This window comes from Jatrophihabitans endophyticus (genome assembly GCF_900129455.1).
Taxonomy (GTDB): domain Bacteria; phylum Actinomycetota; class Actinomycetes; order Mycobacteriales; family Jatrophihabitantaceae; genus Jatrophihabitans; species Jatrophihabitans endophyticus.
This window is the reverse complement of record NZ_FQVU01000003.1, coordinates 476,461-497,677: the sequence shown is the minus strand read 5'-3', so window position 1 is coordinate 497,677 and position 21,217 is coordinate 476,461. Positions and strand designations below refer to the sequence as shown.

General features: G+C 73.3%; 22 protein-coding genes. 3 read left to right on the top strand and 19 right to left on the bottom strand.

What is annotated here, in order from left to right; all coding sequences use genetic code 11:
* Positions 1-53: 53 nt before the first annotated feature.
* Positions 54-896 (bottom strand): 2-oxoglutarate and iron-dependent oxygenase domain-containing protein, encoded by an 843-nt coding sequence (locus BUE29_RS12485; RefSeq protein WP_073390651.1) that lies wholly within the window; start codon positions 894-896, stop codon positions 54-56.
* Positions 897-1,063: 167 nt separating this feature from the next.
* On the opposite strand from BUE29_RS12485, the gene BUE29_RS12480 reads away from it, so the two are divergent.
* The gene (locus BUE29_RS12480; RefSeq protein ID WP_234971430.1) at positions 1,064-1,549 is read left to right on the top strand and encodes a hypothetical protein; all 486 of its coding nucleotides are present in this window, start codon (positions 1,064-1,066) and stop codon (positions 1,547-1,549) included.
* A gap of 7 nt (positions 1,550-1,556) precedes the next feature.
* On the opposite strand, the gene pyrF is transcribed toward BUE29_RS12480, so the two are convergent.
* From pyrF to pyrR, 8 genes are all read right to left on the bottom strand, one after another.
* Positions 1,557-2,381 carry an orotidine-5'-phosphate decarboxylase gene (pyrF, locus tag BUE29_RS12475; protein WP_073390650.1) on the bottom strand — a complete coding sequence of 275 codons (825 nt, stop codon included), beginning with the start codon at positions 2,379-2,381 and terminating at the stop codon, positions 1,557-1,559.
* A complete protein-coding gene (locus BUE29_RS12470) occupies positions 2,378-3,352 on the bottom strand; it encodes a dihydroorotate dehydrogenase (protein WP_200800163.1) in 975 nt (324 codons plus the stop codon). Before BUE29_RS12470 ends, pyrF begins: the two co-directional genes overlap by 4 nt.
* Positions 3,352-4,209: a dihydroorotate dehydrogenase electron transfer subunit gene (locus BUE29_RS12465; RefSeq protein ID WP_073390649.1), complete on the bottom strand. Its 858-nt coding sequence runs from the start codon at positions 4,207-4,209 to the stop codon at positions 3,352-3,354. Before BUE29_RS12465 ends, BUE29_RS12470 begins: the two co-directional genes overlap by 1 nt.
* Positions 4,210-4,342: 133 nt before the next feature.
* A complete protein-coding gene (carB, locus tag BUE29_RS12460; protein ID WP_073390648.1) occupies positions 4,343-7,639 on the bottom strand; it encodes a carbamoyl-phosphate synthase large subunit in 3,297 nt (1,098 codons plus the stop codon).
* Positions 7,639-8,763 (bottom strand): glutamine-hydrolyzing carbamoyl-phosphate synthase small subunit, encoded by a 1,125-nt coding sequence (carA, locus tag BUE29_RS12455; RefSeq protein WP_073391131.1) that lies wholly within the window; start codon positions 8,761-8,763, stop codon positions 7,639-7,641. Before carA ends, carB begins: the two co-directional genes overlap by 1 nt.
* Entirely contained in the window at positions 8,736-10,031 is a 1,296-nt protein-coding gene (locus BUE29_RS12450; RefSeq protein ID WP_073390647.1) for a dihydroorotase, read from the bottom strand. Before BUE29_RS12450 ends, carA begins: the two co-directional genes overlap by 28 nt.
* Complete coding sequence (locus BUE29_RS12445; protein WP_073390646.1) at positions 10,028-10,969, bottom strand: aspartate carbamoyltransferase catalytic subunit; 942 nt, start codon at positions 10,967-10,969, stop codon at positions 10,028-10,030. Before BUE29_RS12445 ends, BUE29_RS12450 begins: the two co-directional genes overlap by 4 nt.
* Positions 10,966-11,640, bottom strand: coding sequence for a bifunctional pyr operon transcriptional regulator/uracil phosphoribosyltransferase PyrR (gene pyrR, locus BUE29_RS12440; RefSeq protein ID WP_073390645.1), 675 nt, complete (start codon positions 11,638-11,640; stop codon positions 10,966-10,968). The genes BUE29_RS12445 and pyrR overlap by 4 nt, the downstream gene beginning before the upstream one ends.
* 269 nt (positions 11,641-11,909) lie before the next feature.
* On the opposite strand from pyrR, the gene BUE29_RS12435 reads away from it, so the two are divergent.
* Positions 11,910-12,452, top strand: a complete 543-nt coding sequence (locus BUE29_RS12435) for a transcriptional regulator (protein ID WP_073390644.1) — start codon at positions 11,910-11,912, stop codon at positions 12,450-12,452.
* A gap of 3 nt (positions 12,453-12,455) precedes the next feature.
* On the opposite strand, the gene nusB is transcribed toward BUE29_RS12435, so the two are convergent.
* The 10 genes from nusB to BUE29_RS12385 all read right to left on the bottom strand — a co-directional run bounded on the left by nusB (position 12,456) and on the right by BUE29_RS12385 (position 20,433).
* Positions 12,456-12,875, bottom strand: coding sequence for a transcription antitermination factor NusB (nusB, locus tag BUE29_RS12430; protein ID WP_073390643.1), 420 nt, complete (start codon positions 12,873-12,875; stop codon positions 12,456-12,458).
* 1 nt (position 12,876) lies between these two features.
* Entirely contained in the window at positions 12,877-13,440 is a 564-nt protein-coding gene (efp, locus tag BUE29_RS12425; RefSeq protein WP_073390642.1) for an elongation factor P, read from the bottom strand.
* 21 nt (positions 13,441-13,461) lie between these two features.
* Complete coding sequence (locus BUE29_RS12420; protein WP_084180996.1) at positions 13,462-13,935, bottom strand: hotdog fold domain-containing protein; 474 nt, start codon at positions 13,933-13,935, stop codon at positions 13,462-13,464.
* A 91-nt stretch (positions 13,936-14,026) separates the two neighbouring features.
* Positions 14,027-14,953: a sulfite exporter TauE/SafE family protein gene (locus BUE29_RS12415; RefSeq protein WP_073390641.1), complete on the bottom strand. Its 927-nt coding sequence runs from the start codon at positions 14,951-14,953 to the stop codon at positions 14,027-14,029.
* Between the two features lie 16 nt (positions 14,954-14,969).
* Positions 14,970-15,431 (bottom strand): type II 3-dehydroquinate dehydratase, encoded by a 462-nt coding sequence (gene aroQ, locus BUE29_RS12410; protein WP_073390640.1) that lies wholly within the window; start codon positions 15,429-15,431, stop codon positions 14,970-14,972.
* On the bottom strand, positions 15,428-16,501 hold the full coding sequence (gene aroB / locus BUE29_RS12405; RefSeq protein WP_073390639.1) for a 3-dehydroquinate synthase: 1,074 nt from the start codon (positions 16,499-16,501) through the stop codon (positions 15,428-15,430). The genes aroQ and aroB overlap by 4 nt, the downstream gene beginning before the upstream one ends.
* Positions 16,498-17,019: a shikimate kinase gene (locus tag BUE29_RS12400; protein WP_073390638.1), complete on the bottom strand. Its 522-nt coding sequence runs from the start codon at positions 17,017-17,019 to the stop codon at positions 16,498-16,500. The genes aroB and BUE29_RS12400 overlap by 4 nt, the downstream gene beginning before the upstream one ends.
* Positions 17,016-18,239 (bottom strand): chorismate synthase, encoded by a 1,224-nt coding sequence (gene aroC, locus BUE29_RS12395; RefSeq protein WP_084181105.1) that lies wholly within the window; start codon positions 18,237-18,239, stop codon positions 17,016-17,018. Before aroC ends, BUE29_RS12400 begins: the two co-directional genes overlap by 4 nt.
* Positions 18,240-18,290: 51 nt before the next feature.
* The gene (locus tag BUE29_RS12390) at positions 18,291-19,697 is read right to left on the bottom strand and encodes a glucose-6-phosphate dehydrogenase (RefSeq protein WP_073390636.1); all 1,407 of its coding nucleotides are present in this window, start codon (positions 19,695-19,697) and stop codon (positions 18,291-18,293) included.
* Between the two features lie 58 nt (positions 19,698-19,755).
* Positions 19,756-20,433, bottom strand: a complete 678-nt coding sequence (locus BUE29_RS12385) for a prepilin peptidase (protein WP_073390635.1) — start codon at positions 20,431-20,433, stop codon at positions 19,756-19,758.
* A gap of 98 nt (positions 20,434-20,531) precedes the next feature.
* On the opposite strand from BUE29_RS12385, the gene mobA reads away from it, so the two are divergent.
* The gene (gene mobA, locus BUE29_RS12380; protein WP_073390634.1) at positions 20,532-21,101 is read left to right on the top strand and encodes a molybdenum cofactor guanylyltransferase; all 570 of its coding nucleotides are present in this window, start codon (positions 20,532-20,534) and stop codon (positions 21,099-21,101) included.
* Positions 21,102-21,217: the final 116 nt, after the last annotated feature.

The window sequence follows — 21,217 nt, the reverse complement described above, 5'->3', positions numbered from 1 at the left end:
CGAAAGGCCCCGCCCGGACGGATCCGGACGGGGCCTCGTCGTGCGGGTGTCGGCTACAGCGCCTCGACCGGCGGCAGGCCGAACATCGACGGCGCGTTCTGCACGTGCTCGCGGATGTCGATCCGCTCGCCCCGGGCGTCGTCGACCCAGCTGTGCAGCGGCTCGTCGATCTCGGGGTTCACGAAGTACATGATCGACTGCCGGTCGTCGAGCCCGTGGTTGCGCACCTGGTGGTAGAGCGGCTGGATCACCCCGCCGGTCAGCGCGGTGAGCACCGAGCCCGGCATGATCACGATCTCGTCGGCCGCCGGGAGCATCGGCGCGACGTTCGGGCTGTGCTCGCCCTCGGCGTAGATCTCCAGGCCCGGCGCGGTCGGGTGCAGGACGGTGACCATGTGGCCGTCCTCGTGCTTGTCCTGCAGGAACTCGCGCTCGGCCGGCGCCGGGATGCTGTAGTTGATCTGCAGGTAGGCGGCCTTCTCGAACGCCGGCGCCTCGGGCGCCTCGAAGTGCCGCGCGATCTCGTCCAGGATGCCCTTCACGAGCGGGGCGAGGGTGTCGCGGTAGTCGAGGAACGACCCGGTGAGCTCCGGGATGTCCTGCGCGTTCGGGATCAGGTCGAGGCGGCTCGACCAGACGGTGAAGCACTCGTTCATGTCCGGGCGCTCGGGGGAGATGGAGTACTCGATGCCGAACGGCCGGTACCCATAGTTGTGGTCGGTGCTGCCGTGCGCCATCTTGTCCTCGAGCGGGCGCTGGAAGAACGCGACGGCGGTGCTGATGGCCTTGTCCAGGTTGGCGGCGTCGAGGTCGGCGAGCTTCACCACGGCATAGCCGTGGTCGATGATGTCGCGAGCGGCCTTGGATACGACTGGCAGTGCGAGCGTGTTGGTCATGAGGTGCCTTCCCTGTGGGGAACGTCGGATGGAGGTACGTACGTCGGCATGCGGGTGCGATGCCGATGGGCCACAGCCCGTCCCAGACCCTACCGAGCGGCCTCGGCGATCACCGCAACCCGCGAGGCGTTCTGTCAGGTTTCCGTGAAAGCGGGCACCATGACGGCGTGACACCCGCGTTCGACGCCGCGATCGTGCAGCTGCTCGTCTCGCCGGTCCATCGCTGGGCCGGACGCCCCGATCCGGCCGGGCCGGTCGCCGACGACACCACCGACGAGATCGGAGTCCGCGCCGGCCTGGGGGTCGTCGGCGACCGCTACTTCAACCGGCCCGCGCACCGGGACGCGTCGGTCACGGTGATGGCCGCCGAGGCCCTGGCCGGCTGGGAGGGCGGGCTGGCCCGCACCCGGCGCACCGTCCTGCTGCGCGGCGTCGACGTGGACGCGGCGCCGGGCCGGACGCTCTCCCTCGACAGCGGCACGGGCCCGGTGCGGCTGCGCCTCAACCGGCGGGCGCACCCGTGCGCCTGGCTGGACGTCGCGCTCGGCCCGGGCGCGTGGAAGGCGCTGCGCGGCCGCGGCGGCATGCGCTGCACTCCCCTGACCGACGGGACGCTGCGGGTGGGTCCCGTCCGGGTCGAGTGGCTGGACTGAGCGCCGCTCAGTCGCGCAGGAAGGCGAAGTCGGCGACGAGGCGTTCGACGGCGGCCCGGAGCGCGGCGACGTCCGGCCCGGCGCGCAGCACCTCCCGGGACACGCTCGGCACCACCGCGCGCAGCGAGGCGCCGAAGATCCGCCGGACGTCGTCGGCCGTGCCCCCCTGTGCGCCGACGCCCGGCGCGAGAACGGCACCGCCGAGGGCGGTGAAGTCGGGCGGGTCGGCGATCGTGGCACCGGCGACGACGCCGAACGACCCGAGCGGCGTCGCGCCAGCGTTGCGGGCGCCGACGTCGTCGACCACGGCCTGGGCCACGCTGCGGCCGGCGACCACGGCCTGCTGGACCTGCGGCCCCTCGGGGTTGGACGTCGCGGCCAGCACGAACAGGCCGCGCTCGTGCTCGGTCGCCGCGGCGAAGGCCGGGTCGAGGGAGCCGACGCCCAGGAACGGGCTCACCGTGATCGCATCGGCGGCCAGCGGCGACGCGGGATCGAGGTAGGCGCGGGCGTACGCGGTCATGGTGGAGCCGATGTCGCCGCGCTTGACGTCGAGCAGGACGAGCGCGCCGGCCGCCTGCGCCGCGACGACGGTGCGCTCGAGGACGGCGATGCCGGCCGAGCCGTAGGTCTCGAAGAACGCCGACTGCGGCTTGACCACGGCGGCGAGGCCGCCGAACGCCTCGACGCAGGTGTCGGCGAAACGGCCGAGGCCGACCGCGTCGTCGGACAGCCCCCACGCCGCGAGGAGGCCCGGATGCGGGTCGATGCCGACGCACAGCGACCCCCGCTCGTCGAGCGCCGCGTCGAGGCGCGCGCCGAAGCCGGTCACGACGCCGCCGCCCCGGCCGCCTTCGGCTGGAGCCGACCCACCCGCTGCGGCGCCGTGAGGTGGCCGAAGCCGACCGCGTCCTGCAGCGAGGCGAAGCCACGCTCGGCCAGTGCCTGCTCCAGCTCGGCGAGCACGCGCACCGGGGCGGACGGGTCGCCGAACACGGCCGTCCCGACCGAGACCGCCGACGCGCCGGCGAGCACGAACTGCAGCGCGTCGAGGCCGGAGCGGATGCCACCCATGCCGAGGATGGGCAGGTGCGGCAGCGCTTGGCGCACCTGCCACACGCACCGCACCGCCACCGGCCGGATCGCCGGCCCGGACAGTCCACCGGTGACGCCGCCGAGCGCCGGCGCCATGGTGTCGGTGTCGATCACCATGCCCAGCAGGGTGTTGATGAGCGAGAACCCGTCGGCGCCGGCATCTGCGCAGGCGCGCGCAATATGCGTGATGTCCGTGACGTCGGGCGAGAGCTTCGCGAACACCGGCTGCGCCGGGTCGGCCGCGCGTCGCACCGCGCCGATCACCCGTGACGACGCGATCGCGTCGCAGGCGAAGACCTGCCCGCGCGACTCGACGTTCGGGCAGGAGATGTTGACCTCGAGCATCGAGACGGCGGGGTGCCCGGACAACCGTCGCGCCAGTTCGACGAACTCGTCGGTGTGGCCACCGGCGATGGAGACGACGGTGCGAGCCCCGTGCTCGGCGAGCCAGGCGAGATCGTTCTCGACGAACGAGTTGATGCCCGGCCCCTGCAAGCCGATGGAGTTGATCATGCCGCTGGGCGTCTCGGCCATCCGCGGTGTGGGACGTCCCGACCGGGGCCTGGTCATGATCGATTTGGTGACGACGGCACCCAGCTCGGCGACGTCAAAGAACTGGTGCAGCTCGCGACCGGCGGCGGCGCAGCCCGATGCGGTCAGCACCGGGTTGGGCAGGGTGAGCGTCCCGAGCCGGGTGGACATGTCCATCAGTGACCTCGCATCGCGTCCGCGCCGACGAGGTCGGCGGGCAGGTGCCCCACGTCGTTCCACCGCACCCGGGCCGCATCGAAGACGGGTCCCTCGACGCACGAGCGGACGAGCCTGGTGCGGCCGTCGTCCCCCCGCACCGGGAGCACGCACGTCATGCAGACGCCGATGCCGCAGGCCATGGCCTCCTCCACGGCGACCGCGGCATGTATTGCGTGTTTCTGCGCAATGTTGCCGACGGCTTGCAGCATGGGCATCGGGCCACAGGCGTAGACGATCTCGGCGTTGATCCGCTCGATCGCCGCGGGCAGCACGTCGGTGACGAGACCGCGCTCGCCGGCCGACCCGTCGTCGGTGGTGACGGTGACCTGCCCGGCCGTGCGCTTGGCGGTGAGCTCGCCGTAGAGCCGCGAGCCGGTCGCCGCGCCCAGCACGAACTCGATCGGCGAACCCTGGGCGAGCAGGGCGTGCGCGAGCGGGATGAGCGGAGCCGACCCGTAACCCCCGCCGACGAGGACGGCCGGTGCCGGCCCGTTCGGCAGCGGGAACGGTGTGCCGAGCGGCCCCACGAGGTCGACGACCTCGCCCGCGCGGCGCTGCGTCAGCCACCGGGTGCCCGGCCCGTGCTCGGCGACGACGAACTGGACGGTGCCGGCGAACGCGCCCGTCGGCGTCGCCCCGGCGATCGCGAACGCGCGGCGCAACCCCATCGCCGAGTTCTCGCCGCCGACCGCGACGGCCACGAAGTGCCCGGGGCGGAACCCCTCGGCGATGCGCGGCGCGATCACCGTGAACTGGAAGTACTCCCCCGCCCTGGTGACCGAGAAGATCTCCGCCTGCTCCTGCACGACGCTCATCGACTGCCCCCCTCCCCGCGAATCCACTGGCGACTTCTCCCGCCGACTGGCGACTTCGCGGCCGACTGGCGACCTACAGGTCGCCAGTCGGCGCGAAAGTCGCCAGTCGATAGGCTGGGGCGGACGGGGCGGGTCAACGCGCACGTCCGGCCGGACGGATGACCGCGTGGAACTCCTGCAGGCTGCGGACGCCGACGTCGCCGCGGATGAGCTCCTCGATGCCCTGGACGGCGGCGGCGAAGGCCTGCGTCGTGGTCAGGCACGGGATGCCGGCGGTGACCGCGGCGGTGCGGATCTCGTAGCCGTCCAACCGCGGGCCACCCGAGCCCCAGGGCGTGTTGAGGACGAGGTCGACGTCGCCGGCGAGGATGCGCTCGACGACGTTGCCGCCACCTTCGCTGAACTTGCCGACGACCTCCACCGGGACGCCGTTGCGCCGCAGCACCTGCGCCGTCCCGGTCGTCGCGAGCACCCGGAACCCGAGGTCGGAGAGCCGCTTCACCGGGAAGATGGCCGCACGCTTGTCGCGGTTGGCGATGCTGACGAAGACCGTCCCCGACGTCGGCAGCGAACCGTAGGCAGCCGCCTGCGACTTGGCGAAGGCCGTCCCGAAGGTGGTGTCGAAACCCATGACCTCGCCGGTGGACTTCATCTCCGGGCCGAGGATGGAGTCGACCTGGTCGCCGGCGGGCGTGCGGAACCGGTGGAAGGGCAGCACGGCCTCCTTGACCGCGATCGGCGCGTCGTCGGGCAGGTCGCCGCCGTCACCCGTCGCCGGCAGCAGCCCCTCGGTACGCAGCTCGGCGACGGTCGCGCCGAGGGCGATGCGCGCGGCGGCCTTGGCCAGCTGCACCGCCGTGGCCTTCGAGACGAACGGGACGGTCCGCGAGGCCCGCGGGTTCGCCTCGAGCACGTAGAGCACGTCGCCGGCGAGCGCGTACTGCACGTTGAGCAGCCCCCGCACGCCGACCCCCTGGGCGAGGGCGAGCGTCGAGCGGCGCACGGCGGCGATGTCGGCCGCGCCGAGGGTGATCGGCGGCAGCGCGCACGCGGAGTCGCCGGAGTGGATGCCGGCCTCCTCGATGTGCTCCATGACGCCACCGAGGTAGAGCTCGTGCCCGTCGTAGAGCGCGTCGACGTCGATCTCGATCGCGTCGTCGAGGAAGCGGTCGACGAGCACCGGGTGGTCGTCGGTGATCTCGGTGGCGCGGCTGATGTAGTCGGACAGGTGCTGCTCGTCGTAGACGATCTCCATCCCCCGCCCGCCGAGGACGTAGGACGGACGCACCAGCACCGGGTAGCCGATCGAGTCGGCGACCGCCCGGGCCTCGTCGAACGACGTCGCGGTGCCGTGCTTGGGCGCGGGCAGCCCCGCCTCGGCGAGCACCCGGCCGAAGGCACCGCGGTGCTCGGCGAGGTCGATCGCCTCGGGCTGCGTGCCCAGCACCGGCACGCCGGCGTCCTTCAGTCGCTGTGCGAGCCCGAGCGGCGTCTGCCCGCCGAGCGTGCAGACGACACCGGCGACCGGGCCGGACTGCTGCTCGGCGTGCACGACCTCGAGGACGTCCTCGAACGTCAGCGGCTCGAAGTAGAGCCGGTCGGCGGTGTCGTAGTCGGTCGACACGGTCTCGGGGTTGCAGTTGACCATCACGGTCTCGTAACCCGCGGCCCGCAGCGCCATCACGGCGTGCACGCACGAGTAGTCGAACTCGATGCCCTGCCCGATCCGGTTCGGCCCGCTGCCGAGGATGATCACCTTCTCGCGGTCGGGCTGCGGCGCGACCTCGGTCTCCTCGTCGTAGGACGAGTAGTGGTACGGCGTCGTCGCCGCGAACTCCGCGGCGCAGGTGTCGACGGTCTTGAACACCGGCCGGATGCCGAGCCGGTGGCGCAGCGTGCGCACACCGTCCTCGCCGGCCAGCTCGGGGCGCAGCGCCGCGATCTGCGGGTCGGACAGCCCGTGCCGCTTGCCGCGCCGCAGCAGCGCCTCGGTCAGCGTGGGCGCGTCGCGCAGCGCCGCGCCGGTCTCGGCGATCAGTGCGATCTGGTCGACGAACCACGGGTCGATGCCGGTGGCGCCGGCGACGTCCTCGACCGAGGCCCCCGCCCGCAGCGCCTGCTCGACCCAGTAGATGCGCCCGTCGGTGGGGACGGCGGCGCGACTCAGCAGCTCGGCGGTGGGCAGCTCCTCGTCCGGCCGCGTCCAGAAGCCGGCGCGCTTGGTCTCCATCGAACGCAGCGCCTTGCCGAACGCCTCGGTGAAGTTGCGCCCGATCGCCATCGCCTCGCCGACGCTCTTCATGTGGGTCGTCAGCACCGGGTCGGCGCCGGGGAACTTCTCGAACGCGAACCGCGGCACCTTGACGACCACGTAGTCGAGGGTGGGCTCGAACGCCGCCGGCGTCTTGGTGGTGATGTCGTTGGGGATCTCGTCGAGGGTGTAGCCGACGGCCAGCTTGGCCGCGATCTTCGCGATCGGGAAGCCGGTGGCCTTGGATGCCAGCGCCGACGAGCGCGACACCCGCGGGTTCATCTCGATGACGATCATGTCGCCGGTGGCCGAGTTGACGGCGAACTGGATGTTGCAGCCGCCGGTGTCGACGCCGACCTCGCGCAGCACCGCGATGCCGAGATCGCGCATGTGCTGGTACTCGCGGTCGGTGAGCGTCATCGCCGGGGCGACGGTGATCGAGTCGCCGGTGTGCACGCCCATCGGGTCGAGGTTCTCGATCGAGCAGACGATCACGACGTTGTCGTGCCTGTCGCGCATCAGCTCGAGCTCGTACTCCTTCCAACCCAGCACCGACTGCTCGACCAGCACCTCGTGCACGGGGCTGGCGGCGAGGCCACGCGCGACCATGGTGCGCACCTCGTCGGCGCCGTCGGCCAGGCCGGAGCCGAGGCCGCCCATCGTGTAGGACGGCCGGATCACGACCCGGTTGTCGACGCTCGCGGCGAACTCCATCGCCTCGTCGAGGGTCTTGCACACCAGCGAGGAGGGCACCTCGCCACCGACGGCGCGCACGATCTCCTTGAACCGCTGGCGGTCCTCGCCGCGTTGGATCGCGTCGACGTCCGCGCCGATCAGCTCGACGCCGTACTTGTCGAGCACCCCGGCCTCGTGCAGGTCGATGGCGAGGTTGAGCGCGGTCTGGCCGCCGAGCGTCGGCAGGATCGCGTCGGGGCGCTCCTTGGCGATGACGCGCTCGACGAAGTCGGGCGTGAGCGGCTCGACGTAGGTGGCGTCGGCGAACTCCGGGTCCGTCATGATCGTCGCCGGGTTGGAGTTCACCAGGCTGACGCGGAACCCCTCGGCCCGCAGCACCCGGCAGGCCTGCGTGCCGGAGTAGTCGAACTCGCAGGCCTGGCCGATCACGATCGGCCCCGACCCGATGACCAGGATGTGCTCGATGTCGTCGCGCTTCGGCATCAGCGGCGGCCCTCCAAGAGCTCGACGAAGCGGTCGAAGAGGTAGGCGGCATCGTGCGGACCGGCCGCGGCCTCCGGGTGGTACTGCACGCTGAAGGCGCGGGTGTCGCGCGCGACCAGTCCCTCGACCACACCGTCGTTGAGGCAGACGTGGCTGACCTCGACGGCACCGAACTCGGTGTCGGTGGCGCGGTCGGCCGGCGCGTCGACGGCGAAGCCGTGGTTGTGCGCGGTGATCTCGACCTTGCCGGTGCGGCGGTCCTGCACCGGCTGGTTGATGCCGCGGTGGCCGTAGCCGAGCTTGTAGGTGCCGAAGCCGAACGCGCGGCCCAGCACCTGGTTGCCGAAGCAGATGCCGAAGACCGGCACCTGTCGGCGCAGCAGCTCGCGCACCGTCTCGACCGCGACATCGGCGGTCGCCGGGTCGCCCGGGCCGTTGGCGAGGAACACCGCGTCGGCGCCGGTCGCGACCACCGCGTCGGCGCTCGACGTGGAGGGCAGCACGTGCGACGTGATGCCCCGCTCGGCCATCCGGTGCGGCGTCATCGTCTTGATGCCGTAGTCCAGCGCGGCGACGGTGAAGCGATGCTTCCCGAGCGCGTCGACCCGGTACGCGTCGGGGGTCGTCACCTCGGCCGACAGGTCGCTGCCGGCCATGGCCGGCGAGGCGAGCACCGTCGCCAGCAGCGCGTCTCGGTCGCCGATGCTGCTGATGCCGCAGCGCATCGCGCCCCGCTCGCGCAGGTGGCGGGTCAGCGCGCGCGTGTCGACGCCGCTGATGCCGACCACGCCCTGCGCGGCGAGCTCGTCGTCGAGCGAACGGCGGGAACGCCAGCTGGACGCCCGGCGGGCGGGGTCGCGCACGACGTAGCCCGCGACCCAGATGCGACGCGACTCGGGGTCGTCGTCGTTGATGCCGGTGTTGCCGATGTGCGGCGCGGTCTGCACGACGACCTGACGGTGGTACGACGGGTCGGTGAGCGTCTCCTGGTAGCCGGTCATGCCGGTGTTGAAGACGGCCTCGCCGACCGTCTCCCCCTCGGCCCCGAACGGTTCGCCGGCGAACGTCCGGCCGTCCTCCAGCACGAGCAGTGCCGTCACGCGGGCACCCCTTCCACGATCGATCCGTCCTGCACGGTGAGTCGGCCACGGAACACCGTGGCCACGACCCGCGCCGGGAACCGGTGCCCGGCGAACGGGGTGTTGCGCGCCTTCGACGCCAGCGCGGCGGGGTCGACGGTCCAGGCGCCGGCCGGGTCGACGAGCACCAGGTTGGCCGGCGCCCCGACACCGAGCCCGCCACCGTGACCGGGCACGCGCCCGATCGTGGCCGGCCGGGTCGACATCCGGTCGGCCACCCCCGCCCAGTCGAGCAGGCCGGTGTCGACCATCGTCTCGGCGACCACGCCGAGCGCGGTCTGCAGCCCCAGCATGCCGAATGCCGCGTCGCCGAACGCGTGGTCCTTGTCGTGCGCGGCGTGCGGCGCGTGATCGGTGGCGACCGCGTCGACGGTGCCGTCGGCCAGCGCCGCCCGCAGCGCGGTGACGTCCTCGGCCGGCCGCAGCGGCGGGTTCACCTTGTACAGCGGGTCGTAGGTCTCGAGCAGGTCGTGGGTCAGCAGCAGATGGTGCGGCGTGACCTCGGCGGTGACCGCGACGCCGCGGGCCTTGGCCCAACGCAGCACCTCGACCGTGCCGGCCGTCGACACGTGGCACACGTGCAGCCGCGACCCGACGTGCTCGGCGAGCATGACGTCGCGCGCGACGATCGACTCCTCGGCCACCGCCGGCCAGCCGGCGAGCCCGAGTCGGCCCGAGAGCTCACCCTCGTGCGCGCAGGCGGCGTGGTCGGCGAGCCGCGGGTCCTGGGCGTGCTGCGCGACGACCGCGTCGAACGCCTTCACGTACTCCAGGGCCCGTCGCATGAGCCGGGCGTCGTGCACGCAGCGGCCGTCGTCGCTGAACACCCGCACCTGTGCGGCGGAGCGCGCCATGTTGCCGATCTCGGCGAGCGTCTCGCCCGCGAGCCCCTTCGACACCGCGCCGACGGGACGGACGTCGACGAGCCCCGCCGTCCGCCCGCGGCGGTACACCTGCTCGACGATCTCGGCACTGTCGGCCACCGGGTCGGTGTTGGCCATGGCGTGCACGGCGGTGAAACCGCCCAGCGCGGCCGCGGCCGACCCCGTCGCGATCGTCTCGGCGTCCTCGCGGCCCGGTTCGCGCAGATGCGTGTGCAGGTCGACGAATCCGGGCAGCAGCACCAGACCGTCGGCGTCGACCACCGTGTCGCCGGACAGCCCCGCCCCGACCTCGGCGATCACGCCGTCCTCGACGAGGACGTCGGTCGGGTCGGCACCGAGGAGCGCGGCTCCCCGCAGCAGCAGGCTCACAGCGCGACCTCCCCCGCGCCGGCGAGCAGCCGGTAGAGCACGGCCATGCGCACCGAGACCCCCGCCTGCACCTGGTCGAGCACCACCGAGCGTTCGCTGTCGGCCGCCACCGACGAGATCTCCAGGCCGCGGTTCATCGGACCGGGGTGCAACACCGGCGCGTGCTCGGCGAGCAGGTCGAGCCGTTCGGGGGTGAGCCCGTACCCGATCGCGTACTCGCGCTCGGTAGGGAAGTAGCCGCCGTTCATCCGCTCCCGCTGCACCCGCAGCATCATCACGGCGTCGACGTCGCCGTGGGCCTTGCCCGACAGCACGGCGTCGAGGTCCCAGCTGGTCTCGCACGGCCAGCTGCCGATGCCGGAGGGCAACAGCGTCGGCGGCGCGACGATGGTGACGCGGGCGCCGAGCGTGCACAGCAGCAGCACGTTCGAGCGAGCCACCCGGCTGTGGGTGATGTCGCCGACGATGACGACGTGCCGGCCGGCGAGCTCACCGAGTCGGCGCCGGAGCGTGTACGCGTCCAGCAGCGCCTGGGTCGGATGCTCGTGCGTGCCGTCGCCGGCGTTGACGACGCTGCACCCCACCCAGGTCGCGATCCGGTTCACCGCGCCCGAGGCGTGGTGGCGCACGACCAGCGCGTCGACGCCCATCGCCGCCACCGTCAGCACGGTGTCGCGCAGGCTCTCGCCCTTGCTCACGCTCGACCCCTTGGCGCTGACGTTGATCACGTCCGCCGAGAGCCACTTGCCCGCGATCTCGAACGACGAGCGGGTACGGGTGGAGTCCTCGAAGAACAGGTTCACGATCGTGCGACCGCGCAGCGGCGGGAGCTTCTTCACCTCGCGGGTCTGCACGGCGTGCATGCGTTCAGCGGTGTCGAGGATCGCCGTCGCCGCGTCCCGGTCGAGGTCGGCGGCAGAGAGCAGGTGGGCGCTCACGACGCCCCCGTCCCGAAAGCCTCGGAGTCGTCGACGTACACGGCGTCGCCCGGGTCGTCGCCGTCGATCTCCCTCAGCAGCACACGCACGTCCTGGGCGGCGGCGGTGGGCAGGTTCTTGCCGACGTAGTCGGCGCGGATCGGCAGCTCGCGGTGGCCGCGGTCGACGAGCGTGGCGAGCTGCACGCTGCGGGGCCGCCCCAGCTCGGTGAGCGCGTCCAGCGCCGCACGGCACGAGCGGCCCGAGCAGAGCACGTCGTCGACGAGGATCACCACCCGCCCGTCGACCCCGCCGTCGGGCTCTACCGTCTCGCCCAGGGGGCGGACGCCGCGCAGGCGCAGGTCGTCGCGGTAGAGAGTGATGTCGAGCGAGCCCACCGGCAGTTCGACGTCGGCGAACGCGAGGATGCGCGCCGACAGCCGGTGCGCGAGCGGGACCCCGCGGGTGGGGATGCCGAGCAGCACGGCGTCGAAGTCGCTGCGCGCGACGTTCTCGATGATCTGGTGGGCCATCCGGTCGGTGATGCGCGCGACGTCGGCGGCGGTGAGAACCGGGGGCGGGTCACCGGGGTCGGGCGGACCGGTGGGGTCGGGTGAGCCGGTGGGATCGAGCGGACGGTCGTCGGCGTCGCCGACGACGGTCGTCCGGGCACGACGATGCTCCGAGGGCACAGCGCCTCCTTGTCCGCCTCACGGGACGGTCCCTTAAAGGAGTGGTTCGCGCTCACCCTAGCAAGCCGCCGCGGCACCGCGGTCCCGGCACCGGACCCGGCACCGCACGCGCGAACGTGATCATTCCCGCGACGTCCCGAGGTACCGTCGGGGCCTGTCCACAGCAAGAATGGGCATCTTTGACAGGCAGTGACCGGGATAGTTACGGTCCGGTTGCTTCTCGGCGTGCAGACCACGCCGTCGGACGGCGCGGCGCACACGGGGACACGATGACTGGACGATCGACGGACGAGGACGCCGTCGCCAACGACGGCTACGCCAAGGCCCTCGGCGCGCGGCTGCGTGCCGTGCGCATGCAGCAGCACCTGTCCCTGCACGGAGTCGAGCGCAAGTCATCCGGTCGGTGGAAGGCCGTCGTCGTCGGGTCCTACGAGCGCGGCGACCGCGCGGTGTCGGTGCAGCGGCTCTCCGAGCTGGCCGACTTCTACGGCGTCCCCGTCAGCGACCTGCTCCCGCCCGAGGACTCCCCCTTCGGCAACGGCGGCTCGGCCGGCACCCCGCTCTCGCGCATCGTGCTCAACCTCGACAAGGTCACCTCGCTGCAGGACCCGCACGCCGACATCCTGCGGCGGTTCGTCGCCTCCATCCAGCGGCAGCGCGGCGACCTCGGCGCCCGCTCGTTCCCGGTGCGGCACGAAGATCTGCGCACGCTCGCGCTCATGTACGACACCACCATCGAGGCGCTCACCGAGCGCCTCGTCCGGTGGCAGGTGCTCGCGCCCGAGAGCGTCATCGTCGACGGCGAGCCGTAGGCCTCAGTCCGCTGCGGACGGCCGGGCCGGCACCTCGCGGGCGACCTTGCCCAGCACGCCGTTGACGAAACGCGGCGACTCGTCGGTCGACAGCGACTTCGCGAGCTGCACCGCCTCGTCGATCGCAACCGCGTCGGGCACGTCCTCTCGCCACAGCAGCTCGTACACGCCGAGGCGCAGGACGGCACGGTCGACGTCGGGCATGCGGTCGACCGTCCAGCCCTCGGCGTACTCGGCGAGGATGCCGTCGATGTCGCCGCGGTGCGCGTGCACGCCCTCGACGAGCTCGACGGTGTAGTCGTTGACCGGCGGCTCGGCGAGCGCCACCCGGTCGGCCAGCGTGGTGAGCGCGTCGGCGCCGCGGACGTCGGCCTCGTAGAGGACGTCCAGGGCGCGCTTGCGTGCCTTCGATCGCGCGGACAAGTCAGCTGTTGACCCGGCCGAGGTACCGGCCGTCGCGGGTGTCGACCTTGACCTTCTCGCCCGTCGACACGAACAGCGGCACCTGGATCTCGGCGCCGGTCTCGAGCGTCGCGGGCTTCGTGCCGCCGGTGCTGCGGTCGCCCTGCAGGCCGGGGTCGGTGTGGCTGATGACGAGCTCGACGCTGGTCGGCAGCTCGATGTAGAGCGGCGCGCCGTCGTGGACGGCGATGGCGACCTCGGCGTTGTCGAGCAGGTAGTGGGCGGCGTCGCCCACCACGTTGGCCCCGACCGGGATCTGGTCGTAGGTGTCGCTGTCCATGAAGACGAAGTCGCTGCCCTCCTTGTACAGGTAGGTCATCGCGCGCTTGTCGACGTTGGCCGTCTCGACCTTCGTCCCGGCGTTGAAGGTGCGGTCGACGACCTTGCCCGACAGCACGTTCTTCAACGTGGTCCGCACGAAGGCGCCGCCCTTGCCGGGCTTGACGTGCTGGAACTCGACGACGGTCCACAGCTGGCCGTCGATGTTCAGGACCAGGCCGTTCTTGAGGTCGTTGGTGGTAGCCACAGCGGGCGAGTCTAGTGGGGCTCAGCCGGTGGGGTCGGCAGCGGGCCGCTCGGTCACGTGCAGCCGGATGACGCCGCGGACCACGGCGGTGCCGTCGTCGCGGGTCGCGACCACGCGCACCGCCACCTCGCCCGGACCCGACCAGTCGGCCGGGTCGGTCTCGGCGGTGGCGAGCAGCGTCGAAGACGACTTGGCGAGGTACTCGAGCTCCATGCCCTTGGGCAGCCAGCGCAGGTGCTCCGGGATCGTGGCCTCGGCCAGCGCGCCCATCGCCATCTCGAGCCCGTTGGCCACGGCGATGGCGTGCACCGTCCCGATGTGGTTGTGCACGCCCCACCAGTTGCGCACCCGCACCACCGCGCGGTGCGGCCGCAGCTCGACCAGTGTCGGCGCGATCGTGAGGAAGTACGGCGCCTTCAGCGCGAACGCGAGGCTGAAGGCCCCCCGCCCGAGCGGCACGCGGCTGGCTCGGTCGTAGAGCGCGAGGACGTCCACGGCCGTGACGTTACCCGCCGGTAACCCAGCGCACAGCCCGGATCGTGGACCGACATGCCGGCGGATCGAGCGGATCGGTCCACGATCGGGGTCAGGCGTCGGCGCGCTTGCGCGACGGCAGCGCCGGGAAGCCGTGGGCGTGCCGCAACGCCATCCACACCGGGCCGGCCAGGACGAGCAGGGCGGCGAGCACGATCCCGGTCGCCGCGGTGGGCACGCCGAGCAGCTTGAGCGCCGAGGCCAGCAGGACGAAGGCGAGCGCCCGCCGGATGAGCGCGCCGGGCAACTGCGTCGACAGCTTGGCACCGAGGTACGCGCCGGGGATCGAACCGACGAGCAGTGCGAGGGTCACCCCGAACTCGAGCTCGCCGAACACCAGGTGCCCGACCGCGGCCGCGGCCACGAGCGGCACCGCCTGCACCAGGTCGGTGCCGACGAGCTCGCTCGCGCGCAGCGTCGGGTACAGGAACATCAGCGCGATGATGATCAGCGAGCCGCTGCCGACCGACGTCATGCCGACGACCAGACCGCCGACCGCACCGATCAGGACGGTCGGCACCGGACGCAGCGAGACCCCGGGCGGGCCGGTGGGGTCGGCGCCGCGCCGCCCGTCCCGGTGCCGCGCGCGCTCGGCGAGACGGAGGTAGGCCCGGCCGAACAGGCCGGCGGCGGCGACGATCAGCGCCACCCCCAGCGTCGTCTTGACGGCCTCGTCCAACCCGGCGTCGCCGTGCAGCCGGCCCACCAGCCACGCACCGGCGAACGCCGCGGGCACCGACCCGACGCACAACCACCGGACGAGGTCGAGGCGCACGGTGCCGTTGCGCAGATGCACCGCCGAGCCGACGGGCTTCATCACCGCGGCGGCCACCAGATCGCTGGACACGGCGGCCAGCGGCGCGACGCCGAAGAAGAGCACGAGCACCGGGGTCATCAGCGCACCCCCGCCCATGCCCGTCAGCCCGACGACGACGCCGATCCCGAGCGCGGCGGCGGCCATGAGCCAGTCGAAGTGCATGTCGGCGTGGTCCCGGTCAGCTGTCCAGCGACGACAGCCACGACAGCGCGAGGACGTACCCCTCCGCGCCGAGCCCCACGAGCACGCCCGCGGCATGGGGCGAGACGTAGCTGTGGCGGCGGAACTCCTCACGGGCGTGGACGTTGCTGAGGTGCACCTCGACCAGCGGCGCGGTGAGCATCGCGCAGGCGTCGCCGAGGACGACCGAGGTGTGGGTGAGCCCGCCGGCGTTGAGCACGACCGGCACCTCGTCGTCGACGGCCTCGTGCAGCCAGCCCAGCAGCTCGCCCTCGTGGTCGGTCTGGCGCACCTCGACCGCGAGGCCGAGCTCGGCGCCGGCCCGGACGCACAGCGCCGCGAGCTCGGCGTGCGTCGTGGTGCCGTAGACGGCCGGCTCGCGCCGGCCGAGCCGTCCCAGGTTGGGGCCGTTGAGGACGAGGACCCGGCGGGCGCCGGCGGGGGTGGCGGGATCGGTCATGCGGAGACCTCCGAGTAGGCGGCGGACAGCGTCTCCGCGTCCGGTTCGTCGATCGACACCGGCTGCGCCACCCCGTCGAGGACGACGAAGCGCAGCCGGTTGCCGCGGGCCTTCTTGTCGATGCGCATCGTGGCCAGCAACTCGGGGTAGGCGTCGGCGCGGTACGTCGTCGGCAGCCCGAGCGAGCGCAGCACCGCCCCGTGCCGCGCGGCGGTGGCGGCGTCCAGCCGGCCCAGCCGGCGGGCCAGCTCGGCGGCGTACACGAGCCCGACCGCGACCGCGTCGCCGTGGCGCCATCGGTAGTCCTCGGCCCGCTCGATGGCGTGGCCGAGGGTGTGGCCGTAGTTGAGGATCTCGCGCAGGCCCTGCTCGGTGAGGTCCTCGCCCACCACCCGCGCCTTGACCCGCACGCTGCGCTCCACGAGCTCGCGCTCGGCCGGGTTGCCGGGGGTGACCGCGGCGGCCGGGTCGGCCTCGACGAGCTCCAGGATCGCGGGGTCGGCGATGAAGCCGCACTTCACGACCTCCGCCAGCCCGGCGCGGTAGTCGGCGGCCGGCAGCGTGGCCAGCGCGGCGAGATCGCAGACGACCCCGGCCGGCGGGTGGAACGCACCGACGAGATTCTTGCCCCGGGCGGTGTTGATCCCGGTCTTGCCGCCCACCGCGGCGTCGACCATGCCGGCGAGCGTCGTCGCCACGTGCACGACCCGCACGCCGCGCAGCCAGGCGGCGGCGACCCAACCGGCGAGGTCGGTCGTCGCTCCGCCACCGAGGCCGACGACGGCGTCGGAGCGGGTGAAGCCGAGCTCGCCGAGCGTGTCCCAGCACCGCCCCGCCACGGCGAGCGTCTTGGCCGCCTCACCGTCGGGCACCTCGATGGGGTGGACGGCGTAGCCCGCGGCGACGAGGTCGTCGCGCACCCGCGCCGCGCGCTCGCGCAGGGTCGGTGGATGCAGCAGCGCGACGCGGGTCGCCCCGGTGAGCAGGCCGCCCAGCTCGCGGGTGACGTCGTGACCGACGAGGACCGGGTACGGCTGCGGGCCGCCGACCTCGATACGGGTGGGGGTCACGCGCGGCTCCGTTCGTGCAGTCGGGCGGCGACGGTGGCCGCGACCTGGCCCGGGGTACGGCCGTCGGTGTCGATCGTCATCGTCGCGACCGCCCGGTAGACCGGGTCCCGCTCCGCGGCGAGGGCGCCCAGCCGGCCGGGTGGGTCCGCGGCGAGCAACGGCCGGGTGCGCCCGTCCCCCACCCGTGCGGTCAGCGTGTGCAGCGTCGCGCGCAGCAGCACGACCGGCACCCCGGCCGTGGCGAGCGCGTCGCGGGTCGCGGCCGTGCTCAGCGCTCCCCCGCCCAGGGCGAGCACGCCGTCGAAGTCGCTCAGTGCGGACGCGATGGCGGCGGCCTCGACCTCGCGGAATCCGGGCTCGCCGGAGTCGGCGAAGACGGCGGCGACGCTGCGCCCGGCGGCGGCCTCGACGAGGTCGTCGGAGTCGGCGAAGGGCAGGCCGAGGATCTTGGCCAGTCGGCGCCCGCTCGTGCTCTTGCCGGCGCCCGGCAGGCCCACCAGCACCGCGCGCGGGGTCATCGCTCGGCGGCCCGCTCCGTCGCCGGCTCGGTGGCCGGGGTCAGCCCGCGCTCGACGAGCCGGGCCGCGTAGGCGTCGGCGTTGCGCCGCGTCTCGGCCACCGAGTCGCCGCCGAACTTGTCGAGGACGGCCTCGGCGAGCACCAGCGCCACCATGGCCTCGGCGACCACGCCGGCGGCGGGGACGGCGCAGACGTCCGAGCGCTGGTTGATGGCCACCGCGGCCTCGCCGGTCTCGGTGTCGACGGTGCGCAGTGCGCGTGGCACGGTCGAGATCGGCTTCATCGCGGCCCGCACGCGCAGCACCTCGCCGGTGGTCATGCCGCCCTCGGTGCCGCCGGAGCGTCCCGACACGCGCCGCAGCACGCCGCCGTCGTTCACGATCTCGTCGTGGGCCAGCGACCCGCGGATACGGGCGAGCTCGAAGCCGTCACCGACCTCGACGCCCTTGATGGCCTGGATGCCCATGAGCGCGGCGGCGAGCCGCGCGTCGAGACGGCGGTCGCCGTGGGTGAAGCTGCCGACGCCGGGCGGCAGGCCGTAGGCCAGCACCTCGACGACGCCGCCGAGGGTGTCGCCGTCCTTGCGGGTGCGGTCGATCTCCTCGACCATCGCCGCTCCCGCGGCCGCGTCGAGGCAGCGCACCGGCGACTCGTCCACCGCCGCCGCGTCCGCCGGGCGGGGGACGACACCCGCGGGCGCGGTCACCGCGCCGATCCCGACGACATGGCTCACGATCTCGACGCCGAGCGCCTGGCGCAGGAACGCGCGGGCGACCGTGCCGAGCGCGACGCGGGAGGCGGTCTCGCGGGCACTCGCGCGTTCGAGCACGGGTCGCGCGTCGTCGACGTCGTACTTCTGCATGCCCGCGAGATCGGCGTGCCCGGGGCGGGGCCGGGTCAGCGGGGAGTTGCGGGCGAGCTCGGCGAGCACGTCGGCGTCGACCGGGTCGGCCGACATGACCTGTTCCCACTTGGGCCACTCGGTGTTGCCGACCCGCACCGCGACGGGGCCGCCCATCGTCACGCCGTGCCGGACGCCGCCGGTCAGCTCCACGACGTCCTGCTCGAACTTCATCCGCGCGCCCCGGCCGTAGCCGAGGCGACGCCGGGCGAGCTCCACGGCGACGTCCCCGGTCGTCACGGCGACCCCGGACGGCAGCCCGTCGAGGACGGCGACCAGAGCGGGGCCGTGCGACTCACCGGCGGTGATCCAGCGCAACACGCCGCTCAGTGTGTCAGGCCGGGCGAAGCCACCCCGAGCGCCACCCGATCAGCCGCCCAGCAGCCAGCCGTCGGGCTCGGCCAGGGCACGCGCGGCCGCAGGACCCCACGAGCCGGGGGCGTAGCGGTGCAGCGTCGGCGGGTCGTCCAGCAGCGGGCCGGCGGCCTCCCACACCGCGGCGAGGCCGTCCGGGCGCGTGAACAGCGACCGGTCGCCCACGAGCACGTCGTTGATGAGCCGGACGTAGGGCGGCAGCGGGTCGCCGTCGGGCAGCGAGTCGAGGTGCAGCGTCACGTCCGCGGCATCCAGGTCCATCTCGGGGCCGGGTCGCTTGGTGACGAGCCGCAGGTCGATGGCGCCGCTGCCGGCAAGGTCGAAGGTCAGCACGTTGCCGTTCTTCGGGACGCCCTCGAGCGTGCCCTTCGGCTCGCGCAGGATCAGGCTCACCCGCTGCTCGCTCGCGTGCAGTCGCTTGCCGGTGCGCAGCAGGAAGGGCACGTCGCGCCAGCGGTCGTTGTCGATGTACATCCGCGCGGCGACGTACGTGTCCGTACGCGACGTCTTGCGCACGCCCTCGGTGTCGGTGAAGCCCTCGAACTGGCCGAGCACGACGTCGTCGGGGTCGATCTTGCGGAAGCAGCCGATGACCTCCTCGCGGGCGGCCTGCAGGTTCTCCGGCGACAGGTTGGTCGGGGGCTCCATCGCGACCTCGGCGACGAGCTGGAACAGGTGTGTCACCAGCATGTCGAGCACCGCGCCGGTCTCGTCGTAGAACTCGGCGCGGTCGGCGATGCCGAGCTGCTCGGGCACGTCGATCTGCACCGCGCGGATGTGCTCCTTCGACCAGACGGCGTCGAACAGACCGTTGGCGAACCGCATCACGTGCAGGTTCTGCGTGGCCTCCTTGCCCAGGAAGTGGTCGATGCGGAAGACCTGCTTCTCGTCGAGCACCTTGTGCACCATCTCGTCGAGCTCGCGGAAGCTCTCCGCCGACGTCCCGAACGGTTTCTCGTAGACGACGTAGCTGCCCTTGGCCAGGTCGTGCTCGCCCAGGCCCTCGGTGATGCGTTCGAAGGCGCTCGGCGGGATGGCGAGGTAGTGGACGAGCTGCGCGTCGTCGCCGACCTCCTCGCGTGCCTCGCCGAGGACGTCGAGCAGGCTGCCCGGGTCGTCCTTCGCGAAGCCGCCGCCGGCGAAGCGCAGCCGCTTCTCGAACTCGCGCCACGTCCCGTCGTCGAGGGACTCGCCGGTGTCGGCGAGCACCTCGCGCACGTGCTGCTGGAAGTCGTAGTGCGACACGTCGCCGCGACCGTTGCCGACGAGGAGCCACCGATCGGGCAGCAGCCCGGCCGTGGCCAGCGTGTAGAAGGCGGGCAGCACCATGCGCTTGGCGAGGTCGCCGGTCGCGCCGTAGAGGACGAAGACAGTGGGGCCGGGGCGGGCGTCGGACGTCACCCCTCGGGCATACCCGCGCGGCGAGCCCGGGCACCCACCCGGCGATGACGACTTGGCGTCAGCCGAGATCGGGCGTGAGGTCGAACGCGAGCACCAGCAACGCCCCCAGCAGCAGCATCGGACCGAACGGGATCGCGGTCTTCATGGTGGCGCGGCGACCGGCAAGCAGCGCGAGCGAGACCACCGCGCCGAGCAGGAACCCACCGAAGATGCCGTAGTAGACCTGCGCCCAGCCGAACCACCCGAGGTACCCGCCGAGGACGCCGCCGAGCTTGACGTCGCCGTAGCCGAACGAGCGGGGGGCGAGGAACACGAGCAGGAACAGCACGGCGAAGACGGCGGCCGCGCCCTCGGCCGCGCGCAGCAGCCAGGACCACTCGCCGGCCGGGCCCGCGGCGAGCAGGGCCAGCGGCGGTGCGGCCGTGACCAGGGCGAACACGAGCCGGTTCGGCAGCCGGTGGTGCTCGTAGTCGATGACGACCAGGGGCGCCCCGACGACCGCGAGCAGCACGAACGCCGGCAGCACCGCCGTCGTCGCGGCGGCGAGGCCGCCGAGCGCGCCGAGCACCGTGGCGAGCAGCGCGGTGACCCCGACCCGGGCGGGGGACGCGGGCCGTCCCCGCCACCACCGCGCGGCGGTACGGTCGGGCACCGAGAGCGTGAGTCGGGCGAGATACGGGGCGACGAGGACGGCCGCGCCGGCCGCGACGAGCGCGCCGGTCAGCTCGGAGGACACGCCGCGGAGCCTAGCGAGCGCTCTCGGCCCGGCCGTCCCGGCGAATAGGGTGGCGCGACGCAGGATCGGCAAGCCTCGCAGGCGGTCAGGGGGAACGGGTGGACGGGCCGGCACACGACGCGATCGTGCTGGCCGGCGGCCGGGCCCGCCGGCTGGCCGGCGCCGACAAGCCCGCCGAGTTCGTCGGCGGCGCGTCGCTGCTCGACCGCGCACTCGGCGCCGTCCCCGGGGCCGGGCGGGTCGTCGTCGCGGGGCCGCGCCGGCCGGTCGCACGAGCGGTCTCGTGGTGCGTCGAACAGCCCGCGGGCGGGGGCCCGGTGGCCGGGTTGGCGGCCGCGGTCCCGCTGACCACCGCGGCCCTGCTCGTCGTGCTGGCCGCCGACCTGCCCTGGGTCGCGCCGGCGGTCCCGCTGCTGCTCGCCGCCGTCCCGCCCGACGGTCGGGCGGTGCTCGCCGACACCGGCGGTCGCGACAACCATCTCGCCGCATGCTGGCGCCGCGCCACGCTGCTCGCCGCGCTCGCCCGCCTGCCCGTGCTCGCCGGCGCGTCGATGCGCTCGTTGGCCGCGGACGTCGCGACCGTCCGGGTCACCGACCGGGGAGGCTGGGGTCAGGACTGCGACACCTGGGACGACCTCGCCGCCGCCCGCGCCCGCGTCCACGACTGACGGCGCACGCGCGAGCGGCGACGCCCGGCGCGCGTAGCGCAGGAGGATCCGCCGGACCCAGCACCCGCACCCGTCACCGGTGACCGGAAGTTGCCGGGCAGTTTCGTGCCATCCGC